Source organism: Rhizobium subbaraonis (genome assembly GCF_900220975.1).
In the GTDB taxonomy this organism is placed as follows: Bacteria; Pseudomonadota; Alphaproteobacteria; order Rhizobiales; family Rhizobiaceae; genus Mycoplana; species Mycoplana subbaraonis.
This window is the reverse complement of sequence record NZ_OBQD01000040.1, coordinates 1-25,759: the sequence shown is the minus strand read 5'-3', so window position 1 is coordinate 25,759 and position 25,759 is coordinate 1. Positions and strand designations below refer to the sequence as shown.

The following is a 25,759-nucleotide window of genomic DNA, read 5'->3' as shown; positions in this document are numbered from 1 at the left end:
CAAAGCCTAGGTTCCCCCAGAGCCTTGAGCTCGACAAATTGATTGGCTCTCCATCCGCGGACTTCATCAGGGCCAGTGGCTACAATGCCACGATAAAAGGCCGGACACATGACTGAACCTGACCGATCCCATCGATACAGAGTCTTGCATTCCACGGGCCGTCCACACATGTGGGGAACGGGACATCCCGGCGGCATCGGCACCATCCACGCCGGTACCAGCATCGGCGCGCTCCGCCGTCTCGAGCAGCTCATCCAGGAAGCTGTCGTCACCGTCCCCAAGGCACTGATCGCCGAGACCATCGACATTGTGGCGGTTCTCTCCGGTCGCGGTTCCGTGCGCCGGCTCTCCGAACTCGCCCGCGTCGAAGGGCTCGACCCCGACGGCGATTACCGGGTCGCTTCCGCTCACCTTTCCCCTGATCGCCAACCACTCCCGAAAGGAGAACAGTCATGACCTCCCATGTTCCGCCCATCCTGCCCACGGCGCCGGATCAGGCGTGCGCACCGTCCGTTCTGCGCGGCATCCGTCGGCACCTCATGGGACCGACTACGCTCGCCGTCGTTATGATGATGGCGGCCGTGCCGGCTCATGCTTCCGGATCCTCCATGCCGTGGGAGGCGCCGCTTCAGTCGATCCTCGAATCCATCGAGGGGCCGGTGGCCAAGATCGTCGCCGTCATCATCATTATCGCCACCGGCCTGGCGCTGGCCTTCGGCGACACAAGCGGCGGTTTTCGCAGGCTGATCCAGATCGTTTTCGGCCTGTCGATTGCCTTCGCCGCCAGCTCCTTCTTCCTGAGCTTCTTCTCCTTCGGCGGCGGGGTACTGGTCTGATGGCCGGGGCGCTCTTACGGATCGACGATGTGCCGGGGCTCAATGTCCCGGTCCATCGGGCGCTGACCGAACACATCCTGCTCGGCGGCGCTCCGCGCGCCATCGCCATCATGAACGGAACGCTCGCCGGAGCCGTGGGCCTCGGCCTGCGCCTTTGGCTGGTAGGTCTCGCCATCTGGGCAGTCGGCCATTTCGCCGCCGTCTGGGCGGCGAAACGCGATCCGCTGTTCGTGGAAGTCGGTCGCCGTCATCTGCGCATCCCTGGTCACCTTGCGGTCTGAGGAGCGCGACCATGCTGAACCTTGCCGAATATCGCCGCACCGCCAGCCGCCTCGCGGATTTCCTGCCCTGGGCCGCGCTCGTCGGCGAGGGCGTCGTTCTGAACAAGGACGGATCGCTGCAAAGGACCGCGCAATTTCGCGGTCCAGACCTCGAATCCGCCGTCGCTGCCGAACTGGTCGCCGTCGCCGCGCGCCTCAACAATGCCTTCCGGCGTCTCGGCTCTGGCTGGGCGATCTTCGTGGAAGCGCAGCGCCAGGAGGCCGCAACCTATCCCGACAGCCGTTTTCCAGATCCGGCCTCGGCATTGCTCGATGCCGAGCGCAAGGCCGATTTCGAGGAACAGGGCAGCCATTTCATTTCCGGCTACTTCCTCACCTTCACCTATCTCACGCATGCCGAGGACGCAGCCCGCGCCGAGACCTGGCTCTATGAGGGCCGTGAACGCTCCGGCGTCGATCCGAACGAGATCTTGCGCGGCTTCATCGATCGCACCGATCGCGTGCTGGCGCTGCTCGACGGCTTCATGCCGGAATGCGACTGGCTCGACGACAGCGAGACGCTGACCTACCTGCATTCCACTGTCTCGACCAACCGGCATCGCGTCCGGGTTCCCGAGACGCCGATGTATCTGGACGCGTTGCTGGCCGATCAGCCCCTGACCGGCGGGCTGGAACCGCGCCTTGGCAACACCCATCTGCGCATCCTCACCATCGTCGGCTTTCCGACCGCGACCACGCCCGGAGTTCTCGATGAACTGAACAAGCTTGCCTTTCCCTATCGCTGGTCGACGCGCGCCATCCTGCTCGACAAGACCGACGCCATCCGGCTGCTCACACGAATTCGCCGTCAGTGGTTTGCGAAGCGCAAGTCGATCGCTGCGATCCTGAAAGAAGTCATGACCAACGAGGCGTCGGTTCTCGTGGACACCGACGCGGCGAACAAGGCGGCCGACGCGGACATCGCGCTTCAGGAGCTCGGCGCCGACTATGCCGGCATGGCCTATGTCACGGCGACCATTGCCGTGTGGGACACCGATCCCCGCCTTGCCGACGAAAAGCTCCGGCTTGTCGAGAAGGTCGTGCAGGGCCGGGACTTCACAGCGATGTCCGAAACCATCAATGCCGTCGATGCCTGGCTCGGCTCGCTGCCGGGGCATGTCTATGCCAACGTCCGCCAGCCGCCGATCTCGACGCTCAATCTTGCCCACATGATCCCCCTCTCCGCCGTGTGGGCGGGACCGGAACGGGATGACCATCTCGGTAGCGCCCCCTTGCTCTTCGGCAAGACCGAGGGAAGCACCCCGTTCCGGCTTTCCATTCATGTCGGCGACGTCGGGCACACGCTGGTCGTCGGGCCGACCGGCTCCGGCAAGAGCGTGCTACTCGCCTGCATGGCGCTCCAGTTCCGGCGCTACGCTCAATCCCAGGTGTTCGCGTTCGATTTCGGCGGCTCGATCCGGGCCGCGGCCCTTGCCATGGGCGGCGACTGGCATGATCTCGGCGGCGACCTCACCGAGGGGAATGCGTTTTCTGTCTCGCTCCAGCCGCTTGCGCGCATCCATGACATGCCGGAACGCGCCTGGGCGGCCGACTGGATCGTCGCCATCCTGACGCGCGAGAGCATCGCGATCACGCCGGATGTCAAGGAGCACATCTGGGCGGCGCTGACCTCGCTCGCCTCGGCGCCGGTCGAGGAACGCACCATCACCGGCCTGACAGTACTGTTGCAATCAACCGACCTGAAGCAGGCGCTCAGGCCCTATTGCATCGGTGGTCCCTACGGTCGGCTGCTCGATGCTGAAACCGAACATCTCGGCAGCGCGTCGGTGCAGGCTTTTGAAATCGAAGGCCTGGTCGGCACGGGTGCTGCTCCGGCCGTCCTGTCCTATCTGTTCCATCGTATCGGCGACCGGCTCGACGGCTCGCCCACCATGCTCATCATCGACGAAGGTTGGCTGGCGCTCGATGACGAAGCCTTTTCCGGGCAGTTGCGGGAGTGGCTGAAGACACTCAGGAAAAAGAACGCTTCGGTCATCTTCGCCACGCAGTCGCTCTCCGACATCGACAATTCGGCGATTGCACCGGCGATCATCGAAAGTTGCCCGACGCGTCTTCTTCTCCCGAACGAACGCGCCGTCGAACCGCAGATCACCGCCATCTATCAGCGCTTCGGACTGAATGCGCGCCAGATCGAGATCCTCGCGAGGGCCACCCCGAAAAAAGACTACTACTGCCAGAGCCGCCGGGGGAACCGCCTGTTCGATCTCGGCCTGTCCGAAGTCGGCCTGGCACTGACGGCCGCCTCCTCGAAAACCGATCAGTCCGCCATCGCCCGCATCTTCGCCGAGCACGGCCGGGACGGCTTCCTTGCCGCCTGGCTGCGCCTGCGCGGCGTCGATTGGGCCGCCGACCTCATTCCCGCCCTCGCCAATCTCATCCCCCAGCCCGATAAGGAGACTTCCTCATGAACACCCGTTATTCCCGCACGGCGCTGCTTGCCGCATCCTTTCTTGCCGTCTCAGGCCCGGCTTCGCTGGTTCTGGCGCCGCCGGCTTCCGCCGCCTGGATCGTCTACGACCCGACGAACTACTCGCAAAATCTGCTGTCTGCCGCGCGGGCGCTGGAGCAGGTCAACAACCAGATCACCTCGCTTCAGAACGAAGCGCAGATGCTCATCAACCAGGCCCGCAATCTGGCGAGCCTGCCGTATTCGTCGCTCCAGCAGATACAGCAATCCGTTCAGCGCACGCAGCAGCTTCTCAGCCGGGCGCAGAACATCGCCTTCGATGTCGGCCAGATCGATCAGGCGTTTCAGTCGAAATACGCCAACGTGTCGCTGTCGGCCACCGATGCGCAGCTTGTTGCCGATGCCAAGGAGCGCTGGAGGAACAGCGTCGGCGGACTTCAGGACGCCATGCGCGTGCAGGCCACCGTCGTTGGCAATATCGATACCAACCGCACCGAGATGTCGCAACTGGTTGGTCAGAGCCAGAGCGCGACCGGCGCGCTTCAGGCTGCACAGGCAGGCAATCAGCTTCTCGCCCTCCAGTCGCAGCAGCTCTCCGACCTCACGGCATTGCTTGCCGCCAATGGCCGGTCCACCGCGCTCACCGAGGCAGAACGCGCCGCCGCGGCCGAACAGGGTCGCGTGCAGCGCGAGCGCTTCCTGACGCCGGGCTCCGGCTATCAGGCCGGCAGCGCCAAGATGTTCAACTGAGGGCGTGGGCCATGGACGGCAAGATGCTGGCCCGCTTGGGCGCCGTCGTCTTTGTCGCCGTCGCGATCACCGCGACGGCGACCGAAATGCTCAGAAGGAGAGAGGCGCCCGCACCATGGACACGCCCCACGGCCGCCGTCGGATCGCCGGCAGATCCACTTCGCGTTGGACAGCGCCGGTGCCAGCAGCTCGGGCAGGCCGCAACGAACGACGCCGAATGCCTGCGCATCTGGTCGCAAACGCGAGACCGCTTCCTCGGCAGGACGTCCGTACCGGCCGCCCCACAGACCATCGAAGGACAGTGATCCATGGGCGGCAGCGGCGTCATCGACAATTTCCTCGGGGTCTTCACCTCTTATATCGACAGCGGGTTCGGTCTTCTCGGCGGCGAGGTCGCCTTCATCGCCACCACGCTGATCGTCATCGACGTGACGCTCGCCGCCCTGTTCTGGAGCTGGGGCGCCGACGACGACATCATCGCTCGACTGGTGAAGAAGACCCTGTTCGTCGGGGCTTTCGCCTACATCATCGACAATTGGAACAATCTGGCGAGGATCATCTTCGAGAGCTTCGCCGGCCTCGGCCTCAAAGGCTCCGGCACCGGCTTTTCGACGGCGGACCTCCTTCGTCCCGGCCGGGTGGCGCAAGTCGGTCTCGACGCGGCCCGGCCGCTCCTGGAATCCATTTCCGACCTCATGGGCTGGGTCGCGTTCTTCGAGAATTTCATCCAGATCGCATGCCTGCTGTTCGCCTGGGCGCTCGTCCTCTTGGCTTTCTTTATTTTGGCGATCCAGTTGTTCGTCACGCTGATCGAATTCAAGCTGACCGTTCTCGCCGGATTTGTCCTCATCCCGTTCGGACTGTTCGGAAAGACGGCCTTCATGGCCGAAAGGGTCCTCGGCAGTGTCGTCTCTTCCGGCATCAAGGTGCTGGTGCTCGCTGTCATCATCGGCATCGGCTCGACGCTGTTCAGCGAGTTCACCTCCGGCTTCGGCGGGGTCACGCCGACGATCGACGACGCGATGGCGATCGTGCTCGCAGCACTTTCCCTGCTCGGCCTCGGCATCTTCGGACCGGGCATTGCCAACGGTCTGGTTTCCGGAGGCCCGCAACTTGGTGCTGGTGCTGCCGTTGGCACCGGCCTCGCCGTCGGAGGTGCTGCACTTGCCGCAGGCGGTGCGGCTGGCCTGGCCTTGCGCGGTGGGGCTGCGGCACTGTCCGGCGGCGCTGCTGCCGTTCGTGGTGGCGCAGCGGCGGCAGGTGCCGCCTCGACCGCCTACAATCTCGGATCGATGGGGCAGACCGGCGCTGCCGGTGTGGCGTCCGGTCTCGGCGGTGTCGCGCGAGGAGCAGGCTCCGCCACCGTCTCGCCTCTGAAGCGCGCGATCGGTCGTGCGTCCGAAAGCGTTAAATCGGATTTCTCCGGAGGCGTGAAAGGCGGCTTCAGCGCCACCGGCGGCTTTTCCACCCTCGGCACGGTCGGCGGTGCCGAAGCCGCCAATGATGATTCCTTTGCCGCCACCCCCGCAGCTTCGGGCAATGGCGCCCCCGATTGGGCCAGGCGCATGAAACGCAGCCAGCACTTCAGCCACGGCGTTTCCGCGGCCGCCCATGCCGTTCGTTCCGGCGACAGTCATGGCGGCGGCTCTTCCGTTAATCTCTCCGAAAGTGACCGCTCATGAGCTTGTTCAAACGACCGGCAACCCACTACGGCAAGACGCCGCAACCCGAGACACCCTATCAGAAGGCCGCACAGGTCTGGGATGAGCGCATCGGCTCGGCCCGCGTGCAGGCGAAGAACTGGAGGTTCATGGCCTTTGGAAGCCTGATCCTGTCGGCAGGCTTTGCCGCAGCACTCGTCTGGCAGTCCACGCGAGGGACCGTCGTGCCCTGGGTCGTGGAGGTCGACAAGCTCGGTCAGGCACAGACCGTCGCCGCCGCCACGGCCGACTATCGTCCAACAGATCCGCAGGTCGCGTGGCATCTGGCGCGCTTCATCGAACAGGTCAGGAGCATTCCCGCCGATCCCATCATCGTGCGCCAGAACTGGTTCCGCGCCTATGACTGGACGACGGATCGGGGCGCGACGGCGCTGAACGACTATGCGCGCAGCAATGACCCGTTCACCAAGGTCGGCAAGCAGCAGGTTGCCGTCGAGGTTTCCAGCGTCATTCGCGCATCTCCCGACAGCTTCCGCGTCGCCTGGATCGAGCGCCGATACGAGAACGGACAGCTTTCCACCACCGAGCGCTGGACCGCGATCCTGACCATAGTGATCCAGACGCCCCGCGATGCTGATCGACTCAAGGCCAATCCCCTCGGCATCTATGTCAATGCAATATCGTGGTCGCGGGAGATGGGCGAATGAAGAAGTCGCCGATCCGTACAACCGGAACCCCTTCTTTCCGCAAACCCGCCATTGTCGCCGTGCTCCTTTCCACCGCTGCGCTGGCCGGATGCGCCACGCCGCAGAAGCCGCCGCAGATCCGCTACGATTCCGATGTGCCGGCATTGCCGGTCGTTCCCACCGTGCTGAGGGATGAGCGCCCGAAGCCGCTGCACATTCCGCCGGGCTGGACGCCGGCGCGTGGGGGTGCCACCGCAACCACGCCGACCGGCCGGGTTCAGAATGCCAATGCGGCGGCCCGTGTCGAGCCACGCCGGGATGGTTACTACAATGCAATCCAGATCTATCCCTGGAGCGAAGGCGCCCTCTATCAGGTCTATGCCGCACCCGGCCAGATCACCGACATCACGCTTGAACCCGGCGAAAGCCTGACCGGAGCCGGGCCGATCGCTGCCGGCGACACCACACGCTGGATTATCGGCGACACCGAGAGCGGCAGCGGCACCACCCGGCGCGTCCATGTCCTTGTGAAACCCTCGCGCCCCGACATCACCACCAATCTGGTGATTTCCACCGATCGACGCACCTACATGCTCGAACTGCGATCCGGCGAAACGCCCTACATGCCGTCGATCGCCTGGTCTTACCCGCAGGTGCCGGGCTCGCAGCAGTCCATTCCGGACACGCCGGCTATTCCGGCTGTCGTGGCACGAAACTACCGCTACGGTCTCACCGGAGACACGCCGCCGTGGCGGCCCGTCTCCGTCTATGACGATGGCCGCAAGGTCTATGTCGAATTCCCGCGCGGCATAGTGCAAGGGGAGTTTCCGCCCCTGTTCGTCATCGGCCCAGAGGGTGAAGCGCAAATCGCCAATACCCGTATCTATCGGAACATCCTGATCGTGGACCGTCTCTTCGGTGCGGCCGAGCTGCGCCTTGGCAGCGGCAAGCATCTGCAGACCGTGAGGATCGTCCGGACAAACGGCGTAGTACAGGCGCCGGTTGTCCGAGACAAAGAAGGAGGACGGTCGTCATGAGCGAGGCCGGCAACAGTCAAGAAGCAACTCCGGCGCTCAATCCTGTCACACCCATGCGCTTGCGGGCAGAACCACCACGCGTCACCAGGCTGTCGCGCAGGGTGCTCCTCGGCCTTGGCCTGGTCGCATCGCTCGGCATCGGTGGCGCGTTGATCTATGCTCTTCAGACCCGAGATCGTGGCAATGGTGGCGAAGAACTCTATTCCACCGAGAACCGGACCACGGCCGACGGTCTGGCAGGCCTGCCGCGGGACTATACCGGCCCGATCCTGGGGCCGGCTTTGCCCGGCGATCTCGGCCGTCCGATCCTCAGTGCGCAGGATCGTGGCCAGCCTGTTGTTGTGCCGACAGCGCCGGGTGTCGATCCGGCCGAACAACGCCGCCTCGCCGAAGCGGAATCCGCCCGAACCAGCCGCGTGTTCTTCCAGACGGAAACACGCACGACGGCAAGCGCAATAGCGCCTGACGCGAATACGACCACAAATCTTGCCGGTCTCGATCAGGCTGGCACTCCTACTGCGCAGGACCGACAGGTCGCCTTCCTCAACGCCGCCGTCGACCGACGCACTGTGGCGGCCGATCGCGTGATGCCGCCGGTGTCGCCCTATGTGCTGCAGGCCGGTTCGGTAATCTCCGGAGCGCTGATCACCGGCATTCGCTCCGATCTCCCCGGCCAGATTACCGCCCAGGTCACCGAGAACATCTACGACAGCCCGACCGGCCGCATCCTGCTCGTACCGCAAGGAACCCGCATCATCGGCCAATACGACAACAATGTCGGTTTCGGGCAGAGGCGTGTCCTGCTGGTCTGGAACCGGCTGATATTCCCGAATGGCCGATCCATCGTCCTCGAACGACAGCCCGGCGCCGACACGCAGGGCTATGCCGGTCTCGAGGACGGCGTCGACTACCACTGGTGGGATCTGGCGAAAGCTGCTGGCCTCTCGACGTTGCTCGCGGTCGGCGCAGAGCTTGCCATGGATGACGAAGACCGGCTGGTTCAGGCTATCCGCAATGGTGCGCAAGATACCATCAACGATGCTGGTCAGCAGATCATCCGCCGCCAGTTGCAGATCGCGCCCACGCTCACCATCAGGCCAGGTTTCCCGGTGCGGATCATCGTCACCCGAGACCTTGTGATGGAGCCCTATAGAGGTTAGCCCGATGACAAAATTGAAACTCGAGCCGCTCGTCGACGACAAGCCCGTCAAGGTGAGTATTGAACTTCCCGGACCGCTATATCGGGATCTTGTTGCCTATGCGGAGCTGCTCCACCGTCAGCAACAAGGCCAATCGTCGGCCGATCCCGCCAAGCTGATCGTGCCTATGCTTCAGCGATTCATTACGACCGATCGCGGCTTCGCAAAGCAAAAGCGCGCTGTTCTGGGTTTTTCCGGCGCATCGTCTCAACCACCAAAGATTGACGAATCGCGCTAAAGTACCGGAGCAGCCGGCATTGCTCACCGAGCGCTGTCGGTCAGATTGACAATTGCCTTCCACCGGGCTTTTCCAGTAGCAAGGTCCAGAAAGTGCTTCAGTGCAGGATTATGATTCTTTGCCGACCAGACAGCACTAAAGCGAATGTCTTCCAGGCCATCCGAGATGGGAACGAACACGACTTCCTTGTGTGCACCGCCGGACGTTGACGACAATATGAGCGAAATGCCGAACCCTTCTCCGACCATGTTCAAAAGATTGTCTCGTCCGACTCCCTGAATGGATATTCTCGGTTCGGAATCGGATTTGGAAAGCTGCCGCAGTAGATATTGATCCAATTCCGCACCAGCGATACCGGCCGGGATCAGGAATGTCTCGTTGCGCACATCTGCCCAGGAAACGCTCTCTGCCGTTGCAAGAGGATGCCGTTTTGGCAGCGCAAGGAAAAGTCGCTCGGTCCACAGTTGAACCGTTTTGCAACCGGCTAACTGAGGCTCTCCCGGAAGAAAGGCCACATCGATACGGCCGCTGAGAAGATTGGCGGCTGCCACTTCGGACGTCGATTCCTCTATTTTTACCTCTACACCGCGGAAGCGGGAATGATATTCGCCTACGAGATCTGAAAGAAATCCGCTTGCCAGGGACGTCATCAGCCCGATTCGTATCTCACCTGTGTCGCCGTGATGCGCCGTTTGCATGTCCTTCACAGCTTGATGCAAATGGGATGCACCGAATGCGGCGTTTTGCAGAAACCGCGCTCCTGCAACGGTTAGCTTTGCTCCGGTGCGACTACGAGTAAAGAGGGGTACACCAAGACGTCGTTCAAGCAGTTGGACCCGGCGGCTTACAGTAGATTGGGACATGCCAACCGCATCCGCCGCACGGCGAAAACTTCCGTGTTCGGCGACCAACAATGCATATCGTAAATATCGCAGGTCAAGCGCGAGATCCGGCATCCAACAGTCTTTTATGCTGTCTTAGAGGTAATCGCTAAGCGACTATTCGGCTCTTGAAGACCGGATCCAGTCCCTTGCTTTCGCCTGCTCACTTCGCCATTCATCTATGCTGCCAACTTGACTTGTTCGGCCGGTTGTTCCTCGGCCGCTCGCGGTCATGCACGTTGCGTTGCGGTGAGCTCTTCGGATATCTCGTGGCTTCCGGCGGCGAGAACCATGCCCACCCACCCTTGCTGGCCCGCTTAATTCGATAGAGTGCCTCATCGGCATGTTTCATGAGTTGCGCCAGACCAGTCGCGTCGTCAGGATAGAGGCTCACGCCAACGCTTGCACCAAGCACAGTCCTCGTCCCGCCAATCTGGATGGGCTGCTTGAGCGCTCTTTCGACACGTCGGCAGACTTGTTCTGCCTGGTATGGCGATCCCATGTTCTCTACGAGAATGGCAAACTCATCCCCACCCAATCGGAACACAGCATCGTCGCTGCGAACACATGCGCGAAGCCTGTTGGCTATCAAGAACAGCGCTTCGTCACCGGCATCATGTCCCAGTAGATCATTGATTGGCTTGAATTCATCGAGATCGATCAGAATAAGAGCGATCATCGGCCGCACGTCGTTTTCATAAGACGTTGCGATACTGTTCCATTTTGCTGACAACCGCCGCCGATTACCAAGGCTCGTCAATGGGTCTTCGAAGGCGACGCGTCTTAGCGTCTCCTCCACCCGCTTTCGCTCGGAGACATCCTCGAATGTAGCAATCCCGACCCCTATGTCATGTAGAAGGATGCCACGCTGGTTGACGGTAACGATACCGCCATCCGCCGACACCACGTCCAGTTCCAATGGTTCTACTTTGGATATTCCGGTGGAATCGGCTCTCCGCAGACGGTGCCAGTACTCACGAGCTAAGAGTTGCTGTTCCATTTTTGGATAGCTTTGTTCAATCCACGCATCCATGGTTTCGAAATGACTTTCGTCATAACCGAAGGTCTCCTTGAAAGCACGATTCATGAACTGAATCTTACCCGCTGGTATTGCCGCCCACGAGATTGGAATTGGCAGAGCATCAAGAATGATGTGCATGTCCCGAAGCGAGAGCCCGGTATGTTTTACTCGCTCAAGAAACTCTTCCAACGCTATCTCCTGTTGCAACTCCGCATCGTTTACCTTCGCAATTTTTCCGTTTTCGAGCATTTCATGGCTTCAGGAAGGATTGCTGTTCCGTATCACGCGCACCTTCCTTGCCCTGCTCGATCATTCTTTCGAGCGGGGGCCGAAGAGCGCTTTAACAACACGCGGGCCGTACCAGACGATGACGGCCAAAGCTGCGATCAACAACAGCGCGCCGACCATTTCGTAGACGGGAAAACCCACCGCGTCTCTCGAAACGAAGAGGGCCACCACAACGCCTGCAGCAGACAGAATTGCTTGGGCTAGGATACGAACCATGGGAACCGTCTCGAATTCCTGTCACAAACGCTCTGGGGCGGGGACAGACTGGATGTTGTTCTACTGTCGCAAGCTAAGAACCGGATCGCCATGCCCAGTCCCTGATTTCCGGCATATCCTCGCCATGTTCACGGACATAGGCGAAATGCTCCTGCAGCTTGCCGCGCAGGCTTTCGACCACATGACCGGCCTTTTCCTTCAGCCCCGGCACGCGCTCGATCGCCTCGATGGCGAGGTGGTAGCGGTCGAGCTGGTTCAGCACCGTCATGTCGAAGGGCGTCGTGGTCGTGCCTTCCTCAACGAAACCTCGGACATGGATGTTCTGATGGTTGGTGCGTTTGTAGGTCAGCCGATGGATGAGATAGGGATAGCCGTGATAGGCGAAGATCACCGGCCGCTCGGTGGTGAACAGCCGGTCGAAGTCCTCGTCGGAAATCCCGTGCGGATGCTGGTCCTTCGACTGCAGCGTCATCAGGTCGACGACGTTGACGACGCGAATCTTCAGGTCCGGGATCGCTTCCCTCAGGATGGTCACCGCCGCCAATGTTTCCATCGTCGGCACGTCGCCGGCGCAGGCCATCACCACGTCGGGTGAAACCGTATCCTCCTCGTTGCCCGCCCAGTCCCAGATGCCGATGCCCGCCTCGCAATGCTTGGCGGCGTCCTCGATAGCCAGCCATTGCGGTTCCGGCTGCTTGCCGGCAACGATCACGTTGATCCGGTCCCAGGTCTTCAGGCAATGGTCGGCGACCCAGAGCAGCGTATTGGCATCCGGCGGCAGGTAGATGCGGACGATGTCCGCCTTCTTGTTGGCGACGAGATCGACGAAGCCCGGATCCTGGTGCGAGAAGCCGTTATGGTCCTGCCGCCACACATGCGAGGTGAGCAGATAGTTGAGCGACGAGATCGGTTTTCTCCATTCCAGCTCGCGCGTCACCTTCAGCCACTTGGCATGCTGGTTGAACATCGAGTCGATAATATGGATGAAGGCTTCGTAGCAGGAGAAGAAGCCGTGCCGACCGGTCAGCAGATAGCCTTCCAGCCATCCCTGGCACAGATGCTCCGACAACACTTCCATCACCCGCCCGTCGGGCGACAGATGTACGTCATAGGGTTCGATCTTCTCCATCCAGACGCGGTCGGTCACTTCGAACACGGCACCCAGCCGGTTCGATTCCGTCTCGTCCGGGCCGAAGATGCGAAAATTCTTCTCCGCGTCGTTGAGGGTCAGGATGTCGCGCAAATAACGCCCGAGGATTTCCGTCGTCTGCACCACGGTCTTGCCGGGCTCCGGCACGTCGACCGCGTAGTCGGAAAGCGGCGGGCATTTCAGTTCCTTGCGCAAGAGGCCGCCATTGGCATGCGGGTTGGCGCCCATGCGCCGGTCGCCTTCTGGCGCGAGCGCCTTCAGTTCCGGCTTCAGCCCACCATCGGCAGTGAACAGATCTTCCGGATCGTAGCTCCGCATCCAGTCTTCGAGTATCTTCAGGTGATCCGGATTTTCCCGGCAGCCGGAAACCGGCACTTGATGGGCGCGCCAGAAGCCTTCGACCTTCTTGCCGTCCACTTCCTTCGGACCGGTCCAGCCTTTCGGGCTGCGCAGCACGATCATCGGCCAGCGCGGCAGTTCGGCAGGGGAGGCACCGCCGTGCGCCCTATCCTGGATCGCCCGGATACGCTCCATCGCCCTGTCCATCGCGCCGGCCATCAGCCGGTGCATCACCTCGGGCTCATGGCCTTCGACGAAGAGCGGCTCGTAGCCGTAGCCCTCGAACAGCTTCTTCAGGTCCTCGTCGCCGATGCGCGAAAGCAGAGTCGGATTGGCGATCTTGTAGCCGTTCAGGTGCAAGATCGGCAGAACCGCACCGTCGCGGGCCGGATTGATGAACTTGTTGGAATGCCAGCTTGCTGCCAGCGGACCGGTTTCCGCCTCGCCGTCACCCACCACGCAGGCGACGATCAGGTCCGGGTTGTCGAAGGCCGCGCCATAGGCATGAACCAGCGCATAACCGAGCTCGCCGCCTTCGTGGATCGATCCGGGCGTCTCCGGCGCCGCATGGCTCGGAATGCCGCCCGGGAAGGAGAACTGGCGGAACAGTTTTCGCATCCCGTCGGTCGTTTCGGCGATCTCCGGATAGATCTCGCTATAGATGCCTTCCAGATAGGTATTGGCCACCATGCCCGGCCCGCCATGGCCGGGGCCACAGATATAGATGACGTCGAGATCACGGGCTTTGATCACCCGGTTCAGGTGCGCATAGATGAAGTTCAGCCCCGGCGTCGTGCCCCAGTGGCCGAGCAGGCGCGGCTTGATATGCTGGGCCTGGAGCGGTTCGCGCAGGAGCGGATTGTCGAGAAGATAGATCTGGCCGACCGACAGATAGTTGGCGGCGCACCAGTAGCGATGGATGAGATTGATTTCCCCGGCGTCCAATGAGGCTGTCGTGATGAATTTTTCTTGCTGCATATTCCCGCCCTCAGCTCGCCCCAAATACGTCAGCAGTTTGGCTGACATGGGAAAGGCCAGCATCCCCCTGAACCGACAGGTTAATTTCATGTCATCATGCGATGACTGCCGGCGACCATATATCCATTCATGCTGGATGATGGCAAGTGAAAATGCAGACGCGATTGTGTTTCATTAAATACAGAAGATTATTGCCAACAACAGTAACAGCCGCCGGTGTTGCCTGAATGGTGTTCATTGCCGATTTCCCTTCATAGTAAAGCGAATGATACAGCCTCGCTGACGTTCAGTAAGCGATCTGTCCATTGACGAGGCCCCCTGATGTCCCGGATAGTTCCTGTTGCAAGATCTTCCGTGCTTCGGGGCTGACCACCGACATCGGGGCTGCAACGACAGTTCTCGCCGCGGAGCCGGCCAGATTGACCGTACCGATTGCCGCCATCCCGACGTGATCGGCCAATGTCACCTGACCGCCCTCGAGGGATTGACCAGCCAGGCGTTTCCCCAGGAGCCCGATGATTTCCGGGCTATCGGCAAAGGCGTTGTGGCCGAGGGCGTCCTTGGAACGCACGGTGCTGGTATCGATCACCGTGATCCCAAGCTGCTTCAGCACGCCGGTATAAGCGGTGGTATCGACACCGCCGACACGGTTGACTCCGCCGGAGATCCATCTCGATACCTCAAGCGCCCGGTCGCGTGTCGAGGCAAAAATGGTGAACTGCGGCCGCTTCGGTCCCATCTCTATGAGTTGGCGGCGGAAGACGTCGACATCGATATCGGGCGACGCCAGCACGACGTTGCGGACCTTCGCCGGGATCGTCTTTTCGCGCATCGCGATCCCGCGCAGAGCCTCGGCCGTCAGCCATGTTCCCATGGAATGGGCAAGGATGGTGATATCGCCGACGTCAGGGCTGCGGGCAGCCTGGATGATCAAATCCTCCAGGGCACGGCGTGAATAGTTCGTGCTTTCCTTGTCGTAGAGATAGCCGAGAACGCTGGCGCGGGAGGGCCAGGTGAACAGGATCGGAGCGGCATCGGTTCCGGCGTCATGAGTGATCTGGGCAAAACGAAAGACGGCATCCGCATAGGTGTTGTTGAAGCCATGCACGAAGATGATCACCTGCCGCTTTGCATTCCGGTTCTTGCGAAACCAGTTGAGCGCCTGCTGCTCTGAGATCACCTTCTCGTCCTTGAGCACGGCGAACTCTTTCGCAGGGTTGGGGGGCACGCGCTTCGGCCACTGGACCTCCCCGATCTTCCGCCCATCATCCGGCGGGATGGAAACGGTGAGGTTGTTGAGCGAGATCGCCGTTCCGCGCTCTCCGGAATAAAGCTCGCCGGGATCTGCGGCGGGTTTTCGGGTGGTCGCGACCAGCATGTCGACGCGGCTTGTGTCGTTCGTCGTCAAAGCCACGGGCTGAAGGACATTTTCCGGCCGGCCAGCGCAGCCGCCGAGCATGGAAAGAAGGAGCGGAAACAATATGATGCGCCTTCGCCACGCGCGTGAATTGCGTAAGCAGGCTTTTCGGGCGGCAACGGCATCCAGTGACGAAAGCCGTCGCAGCGATGCCGTGGAATCAATTGTGTTCGACATCGCGGGGAATCCTGAACCAGGTCACATAGAGAGCGGGAAGGAACAGCAGGGTCAGGACGGTTCCGACGACGATGCCGCCCATCATGGCGTAGGCCATCGGTCCCCAGAACACCTCTCTTGAGATGGGGATCAACGCCAGGGTCGCAGCGGCGGCCGTCAGCATGATCGGTCGCATCCGATGCTCCGTCGCCTCGACGACGGCCTGCCACGGCGGGATTCCTGTTGTGCGCAGGTCTTCGATTTGGACGATCAGGATCACCGAGTTCCGGATGAGGATACCGATCAGGGCGAGCACGCCGAGGATTGCGACGAAACCCAATGGCGCCTGGCTCAAGACCAGCGCGCCAACGACGCCGATCAGCGCAAGTGGAGCGACCGAGAAGACAAGGAACAACCTGTGGAAGCTTTGAAGCTGCGTCATCAGAAGCGTTGTCATGACGAAAATCATGACCGGCACCACGCTTATGATCGGCGCTTGGGACTTGGCGCTCTCCTCGACAGTACCGCCGATGGCAATATCGTATCCCGGTTCCAAAGAGGCCTTCAGTTCTTCTATCTTCGGATCGAGCTGCCGGACAATCGTGGCAGGCTGCAGGTTGTCGCGAACACCCGCCTTGATCGTGATCGTTGGTATTCTGTTGCGCCGCCAGATCGTCGGTTGTTCCAGGCCGTAATCGAATCTGGCCACGGAAGAGAGCGGGATGGATTTGCCGCTGGAGTTTGGCAGCTGGAGGTCGAGCAGGCTGTCGATGGAGGCGCGTTCCTTCGCTTCTGCCCGTCCGACAACATTGATCAGATAGATGGCATCGCGGACCTGTGTCACGGTCGCACCCTGGACGACACCGTTGAGGGCGGTCGCGATATCTTCGGACGAGACCCCGAGCTGCCGGGCCTTGTCCTGAAGGACGTCGACCTTCACGACGCGCGCCGGCTCGTTCCAGTCGAAGACGAGGCCGGTCAGGGAAGGGTGCGACATCACGATACCAGCCGTCTTCTGCGCCAGGTCGCGGACCTTTTGAATGTCGGGACCGGAGATGCGATACTGGATTGGCTTGCCCACCGGCGGGCCGATGTCCAGTGTCCTGACGAAGGCGTCGGTGCCCGGGAAGGTTTTCAGCAAATAGGCCTGCAGGTCGGCCTTGAGCCGGTCGCGGACCTCAATACCCTTCGAGACGATGACGATCTGGCCGAAGGTGGGATCGTCGGGCTGGACGTCGAAGGACAGGATGAAGCGCGGGGCGCCCCTGCCGACATAGCTCGACCAGTGATCGATATCGGGATTGCCGGTGAGCTTTTCCCGCTCGAATTGCGCCATCTGCCGGCTCGTCTCGGCCATAGAACTGTTTTGCGGCAGGTTCCAGTCGACGATAAGCTCCGGACGGTCGGACGCGGGAAAGAATTGCTGCTGAACCAGCGACATGCCGGCAACGGACAGACCAAACGCGGCAATTGTTACGATGATGGTCACCCAGCGAAAGCGAAGGCAGAGCTGAAGCAGCCATGAGAAGGCGGCGCCCATACGGCTCTTGTGCTCCTCGTGCTTTTTCATCGTCTTCGGCAGGATCGTCACGCCCAGCAGCGGGGTGAACAGGACGGCGACAATCCAGGACACGGTCAGCGAAACCGCGAGTACGACGAATAGCGTGAAGGTGAATTCGCCGGCGTTGCTGTTGTTGAAACCGATCGGCAGGAAGCCTGCGACGGTGACCAGCGTGCCGGTCAGCATCGGAAAGGCAGTCGATATGTAGACATGGGTCGCAGCCTTGCGCAGAGTGTCACCGACCTCCAGGCGGGCCACCATCATTTCGACGGCGATCATCGCGTCGTCGACCAGAAGACCGAGCGCGATGATGAGAGCACCGAGCGAGATGCGCTGCAGGGAAATACCGGAATATTGCATCACCATGAAGGTGATGGCGAGCACCAGCGGGATGGAGATCGCCACAACCAGCCCGGCGCGCAGGCCAAGGCTGATGAAGCTGATGGCAAGCACGATGGCGACCGCCTCGAACAGGGCTCTGGTAAAGCCGGAAACGGCTTCATCGACCACGGCTGGTTGATCGGAGACATGATCGACGGACACGCCGAGCGGCAGATCCTGGACGATGCGCTCCATCATCTCGTCAAGAGCGTGACCAAACTCAAGCAGATTGCCACCGGCCTTCATTCCGATTGCAAGCCCGATCGCCGGCTTGCCGTTGAACCGGAACAGCGACGAGGGAGGATCGACGTAACCACGTTTGACGGTTGCAACATCCGTCAGCGGAAAAAAGCGATCGTTGACGCGCAGGTTGATCGCCCGGAGGCTATCTTCGGAGATGAAGCGGCCACCGACGCGTAGCGCGATGCGCTCCGGCCCGGCGTCGACGAAGCCCGACTGGGTGACGGCATTCTGCTTTTGCAGGGTTTCGACGATGTCGGATTGATTGATGCCGAGCGCTGCGATCTTGCGGGTGGAGAACTCCAGATAGATCACCTCGTCCTGAGCGCCAATGATGTCGACCTTGCCGACATTCGGCACTGTCAGGACCTTGGTGCGGGCATCCTCGACGAGATCGCGCAACTGCCTCTGGTTCAAGCCTTCCGTGGTGAAGGCAAAGATATTTCCGTAAACATCGCCGAATTGATCGTTGAAAAACGGCCCGACGACGCCGGACGGAAACTGCTGCTGGATATCGCCGATCATGTTGCGGATGCGCTGCCATGTCGCCGGGACATTGCGTGCCTTGGTCGTCGGAAGAAGATCGACGAAGATCGTGGTTTTGCCGGCGGTCGTGAGGCTCCGCGTCCGATCGAGGCTGTCGAGCTCCTGGAGCTTTTTCTCGATACGATCGGTGACCTGCTGGGTGACCTCTTCGGCAGAAGCGCCCGGCCATTGGGCCTGGATCACCATCGTCTTGATGGTAAAGGACGGATCCTCCTCCCGTCCGAGGTTGAGATAAGCGTACATACCGGCGACCGCGAAGGCGATCATGAAATACCAGACGAAGGAACGATGTTCGAGCGCCCAGTCCGAAAGGTTGAAATTCTTCATGGGTGCAACTCCTGTCCAAGCCTGATCTTTTGTCCCTCCTGAAGTTCGCTGACGCCCGCAACCACAACTCCCTCATTCGCATTCAAGCCTGAATCGACCCGCACCATCGGGTCTTCCGGCCCGGTATGATCCAGGAGAACGGCGCGGGACGACACGGTCAGGGCATGCGGATCGATGACCCAGACGGCGGGGGCGCCGTCCTTCTCGACGATAGCCGAGCGGGGCAGCACGACGTCGTGAGCCTGCCCGCCGTCTGTGAATGTGGCGGTTACGACCGCACCGAAGCGAAAGACGTCGGGCGCCTTGTCCAGGGCGATCTTCACCCTGTAGGTTCGGGTGTCTGCATCGGCCTGCGGAGCGATTTCGCGTACCTGCCCGGATGTCCGCAAGCGGTCGTCGAGTTGCAGCGTTACGTCGATATGGGTGGACGAACGGATAAACGAAACCTGCGCCTCAGGAACGTCGATGACGACATCGCGCTGATCGAGGCGTGCAAGTTTCAGGACGGACTGTCCGGCTGTAACGGTCTGGCCCACTTCAACGGAGGTCGAGGTGATCACGCCGTCGAAGTCAGCCTCCAATCGTGCATAGCCGAGCTGCTCGTTGGCTTTTGCCAGATTGGCTTGCGCTTGCGTGACATTCGCCTCTGCCGATTTGAGGCCCTGCTCGGCCAGTTCGAGATCGGCGGCGCTGGCCGTATTGGTAGCAGTGAGCATGCGCTTGCGTCGCTCGTTGATCGCGGCATTCTCCAGCTGGGCATTCGCATTTCTGAGATCGGCCCGGGCGCTGATCACGGTGAGTTGCAGCGTGAGCGGGTCGATCTCCGCGAGAATGTCACCCTTCCTGACGACGTCGCCTGTCTCCACCCGCCGTGCGATGACACGGCCAAGAACCCGGAAGGCGAGTTCAGTCTCCACGCGCGGCTGAACCACACCGGCGAAACCCATGGCTTCGGAACGATCGGCAGCGACGTTCATCCAGACTACCGGTCGTGGCGGTGCGTTTTCCGCAGTAGCGGAATGATAGGACAAGGAGGAGGCGCAGACCGTCGCAATGAAGAGCAGCATGGCCGGGGAGGGACGCTTCATGTCAGTCGCCCTCCCAATTCACGACCTGCTCGGGGCGCAGGAACTTGCCGCCTTCCGTAACGACAAGTTCCTGTGCGGAAATCCCTTTTGCAGCAGTGAACTCGCCTGCCCGGTAACTTGCGACAGTGATGGGGCGAAGCGCGACGGTTCGTGTTGTTGCATCCACGATCCACACCGCGGGCTTCCCGTCGTCTGACGCCATCGCACTCCATGGCAGTGTGATTGCAGTGTCCGGAGGCGTATGAAAAGTGCCTATTACGGGAGTTCCAAGGGACCACTGGATATCATCGGGGAGCGCCAGTTTCACGCGGATCGTTCCAGTCGTCGTATCGATGACCGGCGCGACCTCTCTCACCTTTGCAGGGATACCGCCGCCAGGATTCGAGACCGGTGCCACGGTCGCTTCGTCGCCCGGTGGGCCCGCCAGGAAAAATGCTTCAAAGACATCGAAGACCGCATCGCGCGGACCGTCATGGGCGAGCGAGAAAGCAGCTTGTGCGGCTGATACGACTTGGCCCACCTCGACGCTTCGCGCCGTGATGATGCCGTCGGCATTGGCTTTGAGTTCGGTGTGAGAGAGTGCATCGCGAGCGATCGCCAGGGACGCCTTGGCGGATTCCAGCGACCCTTCTGCCGTTGCCAGTTCCTCCTTCGCCTGGTCGTAGGTCGACTGGGCGATGGCGCGTGTCTCCACCAATGTCTGATAGCGCTGAAACGCGAGGTTCTTTTGATTGAGTGTCGCTTGCGCCGCCAGAAGACCAGCCTCAGCGGATTCCACGTCCGCGCGCTGCTCGGTGTCGTCGATCCGTGCCAGGACATCTCCGGCATGCACGTGTGAACCGACATCCACCCGCCGCTCTATGACCTTGCCGGCAGAGCGGAAAGCGAGGTCGGTCTGTATGCGCGCTCGTATCTCGCCTGTGACACCTGTGCTGCGCTGATGCTCGATCATTGCAGCGTGAACTACACGGACCGATTGCGGTGGCGCGGCTGTTGTCTTGGCGTTGTCGTCGCATGCGGCAAGCAACAGGCCGATCAAACCGAGACCAATCATGCGGAATTGAATGGTGGAAAGGCGACTCCGATGCGTATACCTGCCGGCACCATGTCGTTCGTGCTTCTTTGAATAACTACCAGTCAGAGTATGATCTCCTGCAATCGTCTGCGCGGCTTTGAACCGGTAAACTTCTGGCCCACCGCGTCTGTTAGGTTTTGACGTCAGGACGCTTCCAGCCGCTTTGAGTGAAGCGGCTGGCACAGTTGGCGTCCTCAGCTATCTGGTGCCGCCGGCCAGCTCCTTATCCAGTTGGTCCGCCGCCGAGCGCACCCCGGCCTTCGCCGCGTCGAGCCCCCCGAAATTGGCCGTGATGTCGAGTGCGTTGGCGCTCCTGCTCGCAACATGTGCGTAGAGCAGGGTGCCGGTCTGGGCATCCTCGATCTCGACGGCATAGGACACCCAGCCGGAGAATGTGCCACGACCGCCAGTGGCCTGAGCGCCCGCATTGACGACGAGGCCGACCGGAAGAACATGCGAAACGGTGGATAGCACCGGTGTGCTTGCTTCTGCACCGGTCAGCGTCAGCCTGGCGCGCAACGTCCCTGGTCCGGGCTGTGCAACGAGTTGAAGGCGTCGGCCGAGGACCTTGGAAAACTCCTGATGCATGTAGCTGGCGAGTGCCTGCCGGTCGGTGGCCGACATCTTGCCGAATTGTGCGTCCGGCCCGGCGTAGATCGCTGTGGGTGGGATAATGATGCTTACATAGGCTGCGAAATTCACATCCGGACGACGGTAGGCATAAGGTTTCGTCTTGTCCGAGGTCGGGCGCAGAAACGCCGACGAAGACAGAGCTACAGACGGTGGCGGCGTTGTCGCACAGGCGGCGAGGACGAGTGCCATTACGCAAGCCACCAGGCCGCGCAACCAAATATTGGAAGACCGCCTCCGAGGCGCTTGGGACGGACCGGAAATCGGGGCTTGGCTATTTGCACGAGTATCCAAGGTTCACCTCATGTGCATGGCCCGCTGTCAGGTGTTTTGTTCACCGGCAGAATGGTCCTCAGCTTTTGAACGAAAATCCCGAGGCGGTGATCCGCCTCGGCCTGGCTTGCGTCATAGCTAGCGATCCGGATATGAACGGCCGGCGCGTGTTCGTCTCCGAACCGGAACGAGGTTCGTCTTAACGCTGCATTACGCCCCTGTGGAACTCGAGTCCGCCACCAGGTTGCCGCACGACTGCGCCACCGGCGCAGCGTTCCGGGCCGCATACTCCTCGTACTGCTGCGCCGCCGCCGTTAGGGCCGCGAACAACAGCGGAACCACCGCATGCAGCTCCAACGCAGCCACCTCGCGCGGCGCCACCGTAAGCCGGCCCGGTACGATAATACGTGCTCCAGCTTCCGTACCAGGGCTGGGCGGCATAGTGGGTATTCCAGTAAGCCTGATTGAAGGCGACAACGGTCAATCCGATCATCGGAATGAGCGCCGGCGAAAGAGCTACTGTCTGACCCTGATAATAAACACTGACATAGTTCGAAGAAACCCAGCCGCGCGCGCCTCCCCACGAGACGTCGCACCAGGAGGCCGCGTCGAGACATCCATAGATGGTCAAAGCTGCACTGGGCGGCATTGTCATGACGACTGGATACCATGTCCCCGGGCCGGCCCTCAGGTTGACGCTGGAGACTGTCGCGCCTCTCGTTGCCGCCAACGCGGGGCTGGACATCACGGCCACCAACATTGCCGCAAATGCGCCAAGCACATAGCGACGCGTGATCCACATTTTTCTGTTCATGTCATTTCTCCTTTTGAAGTGATCGATCCTGTGTGCTGGGCACTCAACAGCACCTGTGGAATGCGCTCGGACCTTTACAGATCGAACACGCTCCAACGATTGTCTTCCGGGCCTTCATCTTCCGGATCGCCAGAGGGGTAATTGCTGACGCATCTCTCCCTTGAAGCCATCATGTCGGCGACGCACAGCTCGTATCCGTCCTGATCGGCATAAAGAGTGACGCACACGGCATCCGGCCTTTCGTTATCCGTTGGGAAACAAACGGCCTCGATGGGTTCGTTTTCCCAAGGGATCGTAGAAGCCCGCTCGTGGGCAACTGCGCTGACCGAGCCGAATATTCCGATGAACAGAATCAGGGTGAGACAGATAAAACCGCTCCTCTTTCTCATCGTCCGTCACCTGTAATCCTGAGTAGAGCGCCGATCTCCGTGACTGTTTCTCTTAGCCACAACGTGGAATCGGGCTAACGGCAATCGCCATCCGGCCTGCTGCCAAGCGCTCGAGGCAACAGCACTTTCTGAAAGATAGGCCTGTTCCATGATCGATCGGCGCCGGGGGCAAGCCGCCCCTGTTCGCGCCGCCGCTGCGGTGGGTCTAGGTCGGTATTTTTCGATCATGAGCAGCTTCCCCAAATGGATGAATTGCTACTGATACGAAGCGCGCCCCCCGATGCGACACTCCCGCTGCATTTTTTTGGAGCTGCTATGCAGACCTGAGATCTTCTGGTGAGCGACATTAAGGGAGGGACATGCAGCGCGAGCTGGTCCAGTTGGCGCAGACGATCGTCTGGCCGTTTCTGGAAGAGCATTTTGGCGAGGTTTATCAGGATGGATCAGATATGCCGCCGCTGCCGATCCGGCTGGGAATCCTCAAGCATACATTCAATTTATCGGGTTGGAATGTGCGTCTGCTGCCGCGACAGTCCGTACTTCCGCAAGCGAGCACTTCACACAGTCCTCACTAACTTCTTAAAAAGAAGGCGATCACGCGATAACGGATGGGTCTAGCCCCCGTCGGATCGCCCCTTGTTAGGGAACACGCAGTATTCCCTTTGCATTTTGATCGCCAAGCACCTTGCGTCTTCCTTCCGGGGAGATTTGACCTATCGCATCCACCAACGGACCGCCGATTGCGTCCATAAACTCCGTCCAGGCGGACTGCGTTGCACTGAGGGCCGTCAGTGTTGCGACAGGATCATATTGGTCAGAAGATATCTGCTTCAGCATTTCTTGCCGCGCCTGGGTAACGTTCTTTACGGCTCGCGCATATCGCGGTTCTTCTTGGAGAAGAGTCTGGCGGAATGACTTGAAGTCAGAAGCAGAAAGGGTCGCTTCCGCAACAGCCAGAATGCGAGCAAGAGGGTCAACACCTTTTGGAACCTCCGGTGTCGCACGCAGCATTTGCCCCCCCAGGAAAGCGAGGAGGAACATGTTCAAAACGAGTGATAGGGGAAGAGCAATTCGCAGCCATTTTCTTGTGCCAACCTGTTTCTGAACCATATTGCTGTTCATTCCGCGAAAATTGGGATCGATGCGACCTGAAGCGTGGAAAGCAGGTCACCGGAGGCGGGTAAGTTCGGGGAGTGCATCCCGATGAACAGTCCCGCGGCCACTGCTATTCCGCTACCGGAGGAAAGACCGATCCAATTCAAATCGGGCCATAGCCCGCGAACATGCGCAAAAAGTCGTGCACCGAACGGGATCGGCCCGGATGGTGCTGGCGCTATTCGCGCAGCGACGTTCGTTCTCAGGCGCACCAGGGCGGCATTGCGTTCGCCCGGCGACCACAGGGAAATCTCTTGATGCCTGCGCGCCGCCGCGAGCACATCATCCATCAAGCGTTCCTCCGCAAGAACGGTACGCGCCACTTTCGAGATTTTTAGCAGAGACAACGCATCGGCCTGCACCTCTACAGGCCAGAGATCAATATTTGATCCGTAACTTCGCGCCAGAGATGTAAAACGTTCGATCTTCAACATATTTATTCTCCCTGTTTATCACGCTCTGCCAGCAGCCGCTCACGAAGTGTCGTTCTGGCGCGGGCAAGCAGACGCTCTATTGCTTTGGCCGATAGCCCAAGAATACGTCCCGCCTCAGCACCCGATACGCCTTCCTCGTAGACGAGTATCATCGCGGCCTGTTGGCTCGCGGGCAATGCGCGTATGGCTGCAGCGAGGGCGGCATCGCGCTCGGTACTCGTCAAAATCTCGTCTGCTGCGGCTCCTGGATCGACAGCATCAAAGTTGTCTGGAAGGGACTCCGGCTCTTTACGGCGGCGGCGATCAATACAGAGATTGACGACGATCTGATAAAGCCAGGTTCTCAATCGAGCGCGCTTTGGGTTGAAGCGGCCAGCGTGCTTCCACACCTTGATCATTGCCTCCTGGGCAATGTCCTCAGCATCGCGAAAATTTGGGCTTATGCGGCTGGCTACACTTAGAACAAACGGACCGTGACGAACAATGATTTCGTCGAAGGCTCTCCGGTCACCTTGCGCCGACCAGAACAGGAGTTTGTCATCAGTAACTTTGTTATAGGCCCTGGGTTCGACCATGCCGGTGCCCAGAGTCCGCCTGATTAGCAACGCGAGCGCGTCCCATTCGAATTCAATCTCCCGCCATGGCGCTGCCAATTCCTGTGCCCGCATGTGCGCTGCTCGCTTTTCCCGGCTCTTGCAGCTTATACGGGGGCGCGCACCTGTTTCCCCCTCATGCGATCGAGATTTTGCGCGGCAATCCCGATAGGCACGCGGGCGACTTCCCGGCCAAACGCGCAGACGGGAATTGCATGGCCGCAGGTTCAACCGTTGCGCTCACACCGCTCCATCGCCCTACGGCCAGATCGTCAATCCTTGCCCCAGGATGCCGCGCACACGCAGGCCTGACCGCTGGGCTAGCGCAGGAATGCCCTGAAACGGCGCAGCGAGAAGAAGAACAGCGCCACGCCTATAATCAGCAGCGCCATGAACTGTGGCCAGACGACGTCCAGGCCCGCGCCTCGAAACAGGATCGCTTGCGCCAGCATAACGAAGTGGGTGTCTGGTGCGACGAGCATGATGTCCTGGATGATCTGCGGCATGCTCTCGCGTGGCGTCACACCACCTGACAGGACCCGCAGCGGGAGCAGCACCAGCATCAGGAGAAGACCGAACTGTGGCATTGAACCGGCCACCGTCGCGAGAAAGATGCCAAGCGAAGTGGTGGCGAACAGCTGAAGCACCGTGC

The 25,759-nt window shown here is 60.8% G+C and carries 26 protein-coding genes and 2 pseudogenes; 13 read left to right on the top strand and 15 right to left on the bottom strand.

Translation table 11 applies throughout. From position 1 onward, the window contains the following. Positions 1–171: 171 nt before the first annotated feature. The 11 genes and pseudogenes from CRO48_RS29870 to CRO48_RS29820 form a co-directional block, all read left to right on the top strand. Positions 172–456 (top strand): annotated as a pseudogene (locus CRO48_RS29870) (P-type conjugative transfer ATPase TrbB); the annotation flags it as partial. 83 nt (positions 457–539) lie between these two features. Further along, positions 540–836: a TrbC/VirB2 family protein gene (locus tag CRO48_RS29865; RefSeq protein WP_097143298.1), complete on the top strand. Its 297-nt coding sequence runs from the start codon at positions 540–542 to the stop codon at positions 834–836. Continuing rightward, positions 836–1,117: a VirB3 family type IV secretion system protein gene (locus tag CRO48_RS29860; RefSeq protein ID WP_097143292.1), complete on the top strand. Its 282-nt coding sequence runs from the start codon at positions 836–838 to the stop codon at positions 1,115–1,117. Before CRO48_RS29865 ends, CRO48_RS29860 begins: the two co-directional genes overlap by 1 nt. An 11-nt stretch (positions 1,118–1,128) precedes the next feature. Further along, positions 1,129–3,585: a conjugal transfer protein TrbE gene (gene trbE / locus CRO48_RS29855; RefSeq protein ID WP_097143291.1), complete on the top strand. Its 2,457-nt coding sequence runs from the start codon at positions 1,129–1,131 to the stop codon at positions 3,583–3,585. Next, complete coding sequence (trbJ, locus tag CRO48_RS29850; protein WP_097143290.1) at positions 3,582–4,334, top strand: P-type conjugative transfer protein TrbJ; 753 nt, start codon at positions 3,582–3,584, stop codon at positions 4,332–4,334. Before trbE ends, trbJ begins: the two co-directional genes overlap by 4 nt. Positions 4,335–4,345: 11 nt before the next feature. Beyond that, positions 4,346–4,639 (top strand): putative entry exclusion protein TrbK-alt, encoded by a 294-nt coding sequence (gene trbK-alt / locus CRO48_RS29845; protein ID WP_097143289.1) that lies wholly within the window; start codon positions 4,346–4,348, stop codon positions 4,637–4,639. 3 nt (positions 4,640–4,642) lie between these two features. Continuing rightward, positions 4,643–6,016 (top strand): P-type conjugative transfer protein TrbL, encoded by a 1,374-nt coding sequence (trbL, locus tag CRO48_RS29840; protein ID WP_097143288.1) that lies wholly within the window; start codon positions 4,643–4,645, stop codon positions 6,014–6,016. Further along, complete coding sequence (trbF, locus tag CRO48_RS29835) at positions 6,013–6,702, top strand: conjugal transfer protein TrbF (protein ID WP_097143287.1); 690 nt, start codon at positions 6,013–6,015, stop codon at positions 6,700–6,702. The genes trbL and trbF overlap by 4 nt, the downstream gene beginning before the upstream one ends. Beyond that, positions 6,699–7,718: a P-type conjugative transfer protein TrbG gene (trbG, locus tag CRO48_RS29830; protein WP_097143286.1), complete on the top strand. Its 1,020-nt coding sequence runs from the start codon at positions 6,699–6,701 to the stop codon at positions 7,716–7,718. Before trbF ends, trbG begins: the two co-directional genes overlap by 4 nt. Continuing rightward, complete coding sequence (locus CRO48_RS29825; protein WP_210202046.1) at positions 7,715–8,878, top strand: TrbI/VirB10 family protein; 1,164 nt, start codon at positions 7,715–7,717, stop codon at positions 8,876–8,878. The genes trbG and CRO48_RS29825 overlap by 4 nt, the downstream gene beginning before the upstream one ends. 4 nt (positions 8,879–8,882) lie before the next feature. Next, positions 8,883–9,155 carry a DUF2274 domain-containing protein gene (locus CRO48_RS29820; RefSeq protein ID WP_097143285.1) on the top strand — a complete coding sequence of 91 codons (273 nt, stop codon included), beginning with the start codon at positions 8,883–8,885 and terminating at the stop codon, positions 9,153–9,155. A gap of 23 nt (positions 9,156–9,178) precedes the next feature. Here CRO48_RS29820 and CRO48_RS29815 read toward each other — a convergent pair whose 3' ends face one another. The 10 genes from CRO48_RS29815 to CRO48_RS29770 all read right to left on the bottom strand — a co-directional run bounded on the left by CRO48_RS29815 (position 9,179) and on the right by CRO48_RS29770 (position 22,371). Next, positions 9,179–10,111, bottom strand: a complete 933-nt coding sequence (locus CRO48_RS29815; RefSeq protein ID WP_097143284.1) for a LysR family transcriptional regulator — start codon at positions 10,109–10,111, stop codon at positions 9,179–9,181. Positions 10,112–10,211: 100 nt separating this feature from the next. Continuing rightward, positions 10,212–11,306, bottom strand: coding sequence for a sensor domain-containing diguanylate cyclase (locus CRO48_RS29810; RefSeq protein WP_097143283.1), 1,095 nt, complete (start codon positions 11,304–11,306; stop codon positions 10,212–10,214). 60 nt (positions 11,307–11,366) lie between these two features. Beyond that, complete coding sequence (locus CRO48_RS29805; RefSeq protein WP_097143282.1) at positions 11,367–11,561, bottom strand: hypothetical protein; 195 nt, start codon at positions 11,559–11,561, stop codon at positions 11,367–11,369. A 73-nt stretch (positions 11,562–11,634) separates the two neighbouring features. Further along, positions 11,635–14,028: a phosphoketolase family protein gene (locus tag CRO48_RS29800; protein WP_097143281.1), complete on the bottom strand. Its 2,394-nt coding sequence runs from the start codon at positions 14,026–14,028 to the stop codon at positions 11,635–11,637. Positions 14,029–14,314: 286 nt separating this feature from the next. Further along, entirely contained in the window at positions 14,315–15,487 is a 1,173-nt protein-coding gene (locus tag CRO48_RS29795; RefSeq protein WP_097143296.1) for an alpha/beta hydrolase, read from the bottom strand. 118 nt (positions 15,488–15,605) lie between these two features. Continuing rightward, positions 15,606–18,656 (bottom strand): efflux RND transporter permease subunit, encoded by a 3,051-nt coding sequence (locus CRO48_RS29790; RefSeq protein ID WP_097143280.1) that lies wholly within the window; start codon positions 18,654–18,656, stop codon positions 15,606–15,608. Continuing rightward, positions 18,653–19,744, bottom strand: coding sequence for an efflux RND transporter periplasmic adaptor subunit (locus tag CRO48_RS29785; protein WP_235824441.1), 1,092 nt, complete (start codon positions 19,742–19,744; stop codon positions 18,653–18,655). Before CRO48_RS29785 ends, CRO48_RS29790 begins: the two co-directional genes overlap by 4 nt. A gap of 1 nt (position 19,745) precedes the next feature. Next, positions 19,746–20,798, bottom strand: coding sequence for an efflux RND transporter periplasmic adaptor subunit (locus CRO48_RS29780; RefSeq protein ID WP_097143279.1), 1,053 nt, complete (start codon positions 20,796–20,798; stop codon positions 19,746–19,748). Positions 20,799–21,017: 219 nt separating this feature from the next. Then, on the bottom strand, positions 21,018–21,641 hold the full coding sequence (locus CRO48_RS29775) for a DUF3313 domain-containing protein (protein WP_235824440.1): 624 nt from the start codon (positions 21,639–21,641) through the stop codon (positions 21,018–21,020). Between the two features lie 280 nt (positions 21,642–21,921). Next, the gene (locus CRO48_RS29770; RefSeq protein ID WP_245423716.1) at positions 21,922–22,371 is read right to left on the bottom strand and encodes an SH3 domain-containing protein; all 450 of its coding nucleotides are present in this window, start codon (positions 22,369–22,371) and stop codon (positions 21,922–21,924) included. Between the two features lie 4 nt (positions 22,372–22,375). On the opposite strand from CRO48_RS29770, the gene CRO48_RS33330 reads away from it, so the two are divergent. Then, the gene (locus tag CRO48_RS33330; RefSeq protein ID WP_280952708.1) at positions 22,376–22,507 is read left to right on the top strand and encodes a hypothetical protein; all 132 of its coding nucleotides are present in this window, start codon (positions 22,376–22,378) and stop codon (positions 22,505–22,507) included. Between the two features lie 103 nt (positions 22,508–22,610). Here the strand turns inward: CRO48_RS33330 and CRO48_RS33165 are convergent, their stop codons facing one another. After that, positions 22,611–22,925 carry a hypothetical protein gene (locus CRO48_RS33165; protein WP_235824439.1) on the bottom strand — a complete coding sequence of 105 codons (315 nt, stop codon included), beginning with the start codon at positions 22,923–22,925 and terminating at the stop codon, positions 22,611–22,613. A 356-nt stretch (positions 22,926–23,281) separates the two neighbouring features. On the opposite strand from CRO48_RS33165, the pseudogene CRO48_RS29760 reads away from it, so the two are divergent. Next, positions 23,282–23,428 (top strand): annotated as a pseudogene (locus CRO48_RS29760) (IS5/IS1182 family transposase); the annotation flags it as partial. A gap of 136 nt (positions 23,429–23,564) precedes the next feature. Here the strand turns inward: CRO48_RS29760 and CRO48_RS29755 are convergent. The 4 genes from CRO48_RS29755 to CRO48_RS29740 all read right to left on the bottom strand — a co-directional run. Further along, positions 23,565–24,035 (bottom strand): periplasmic heavy metal sensor, encoded by a 471-nt coding sequence (locus CRO48_RS29755; protein WP_097143276.1) that lies wholly within the window; start codon positions 24,033–24,035, stop codon positions 23,565–23,567. 8 nt (positions 24,036–24,043) lie between these two features. Next, positions 24,044–24,514 (bottom strand): hypothetical protein, encoded by a 471-nt coding sequence (locus CRO48_RS29750; RefSeq protein WP_097143275.1) that lies wholly within the window; start codon positions 24,512–24,514, stop codon positions 24,044–24,046. A gap of 2 nt (positions 24,515–24,516) precedes the next feature. Then, positions 24,517–25,182 (bottom strand): sigma-70 family RNA polymerase sigma factor, encoded by a 666-nt coding sequence (locus CRO48_RS29745; protein WP_097143274.1) that lies wholly within the window; start codon positions 25,180–25,182, stop codon positions 24,517–24,519. Between the two features lie 245 nt (positions 25,183–25,427). Beyond that, a partial coding sequence (locus tag CRO48_RS29740; protein WP_141402147.1) for an ABC transporter permease occupies positions 25,428–25,759 on the bottom strand: 332 nt, incomplete at its 5' end.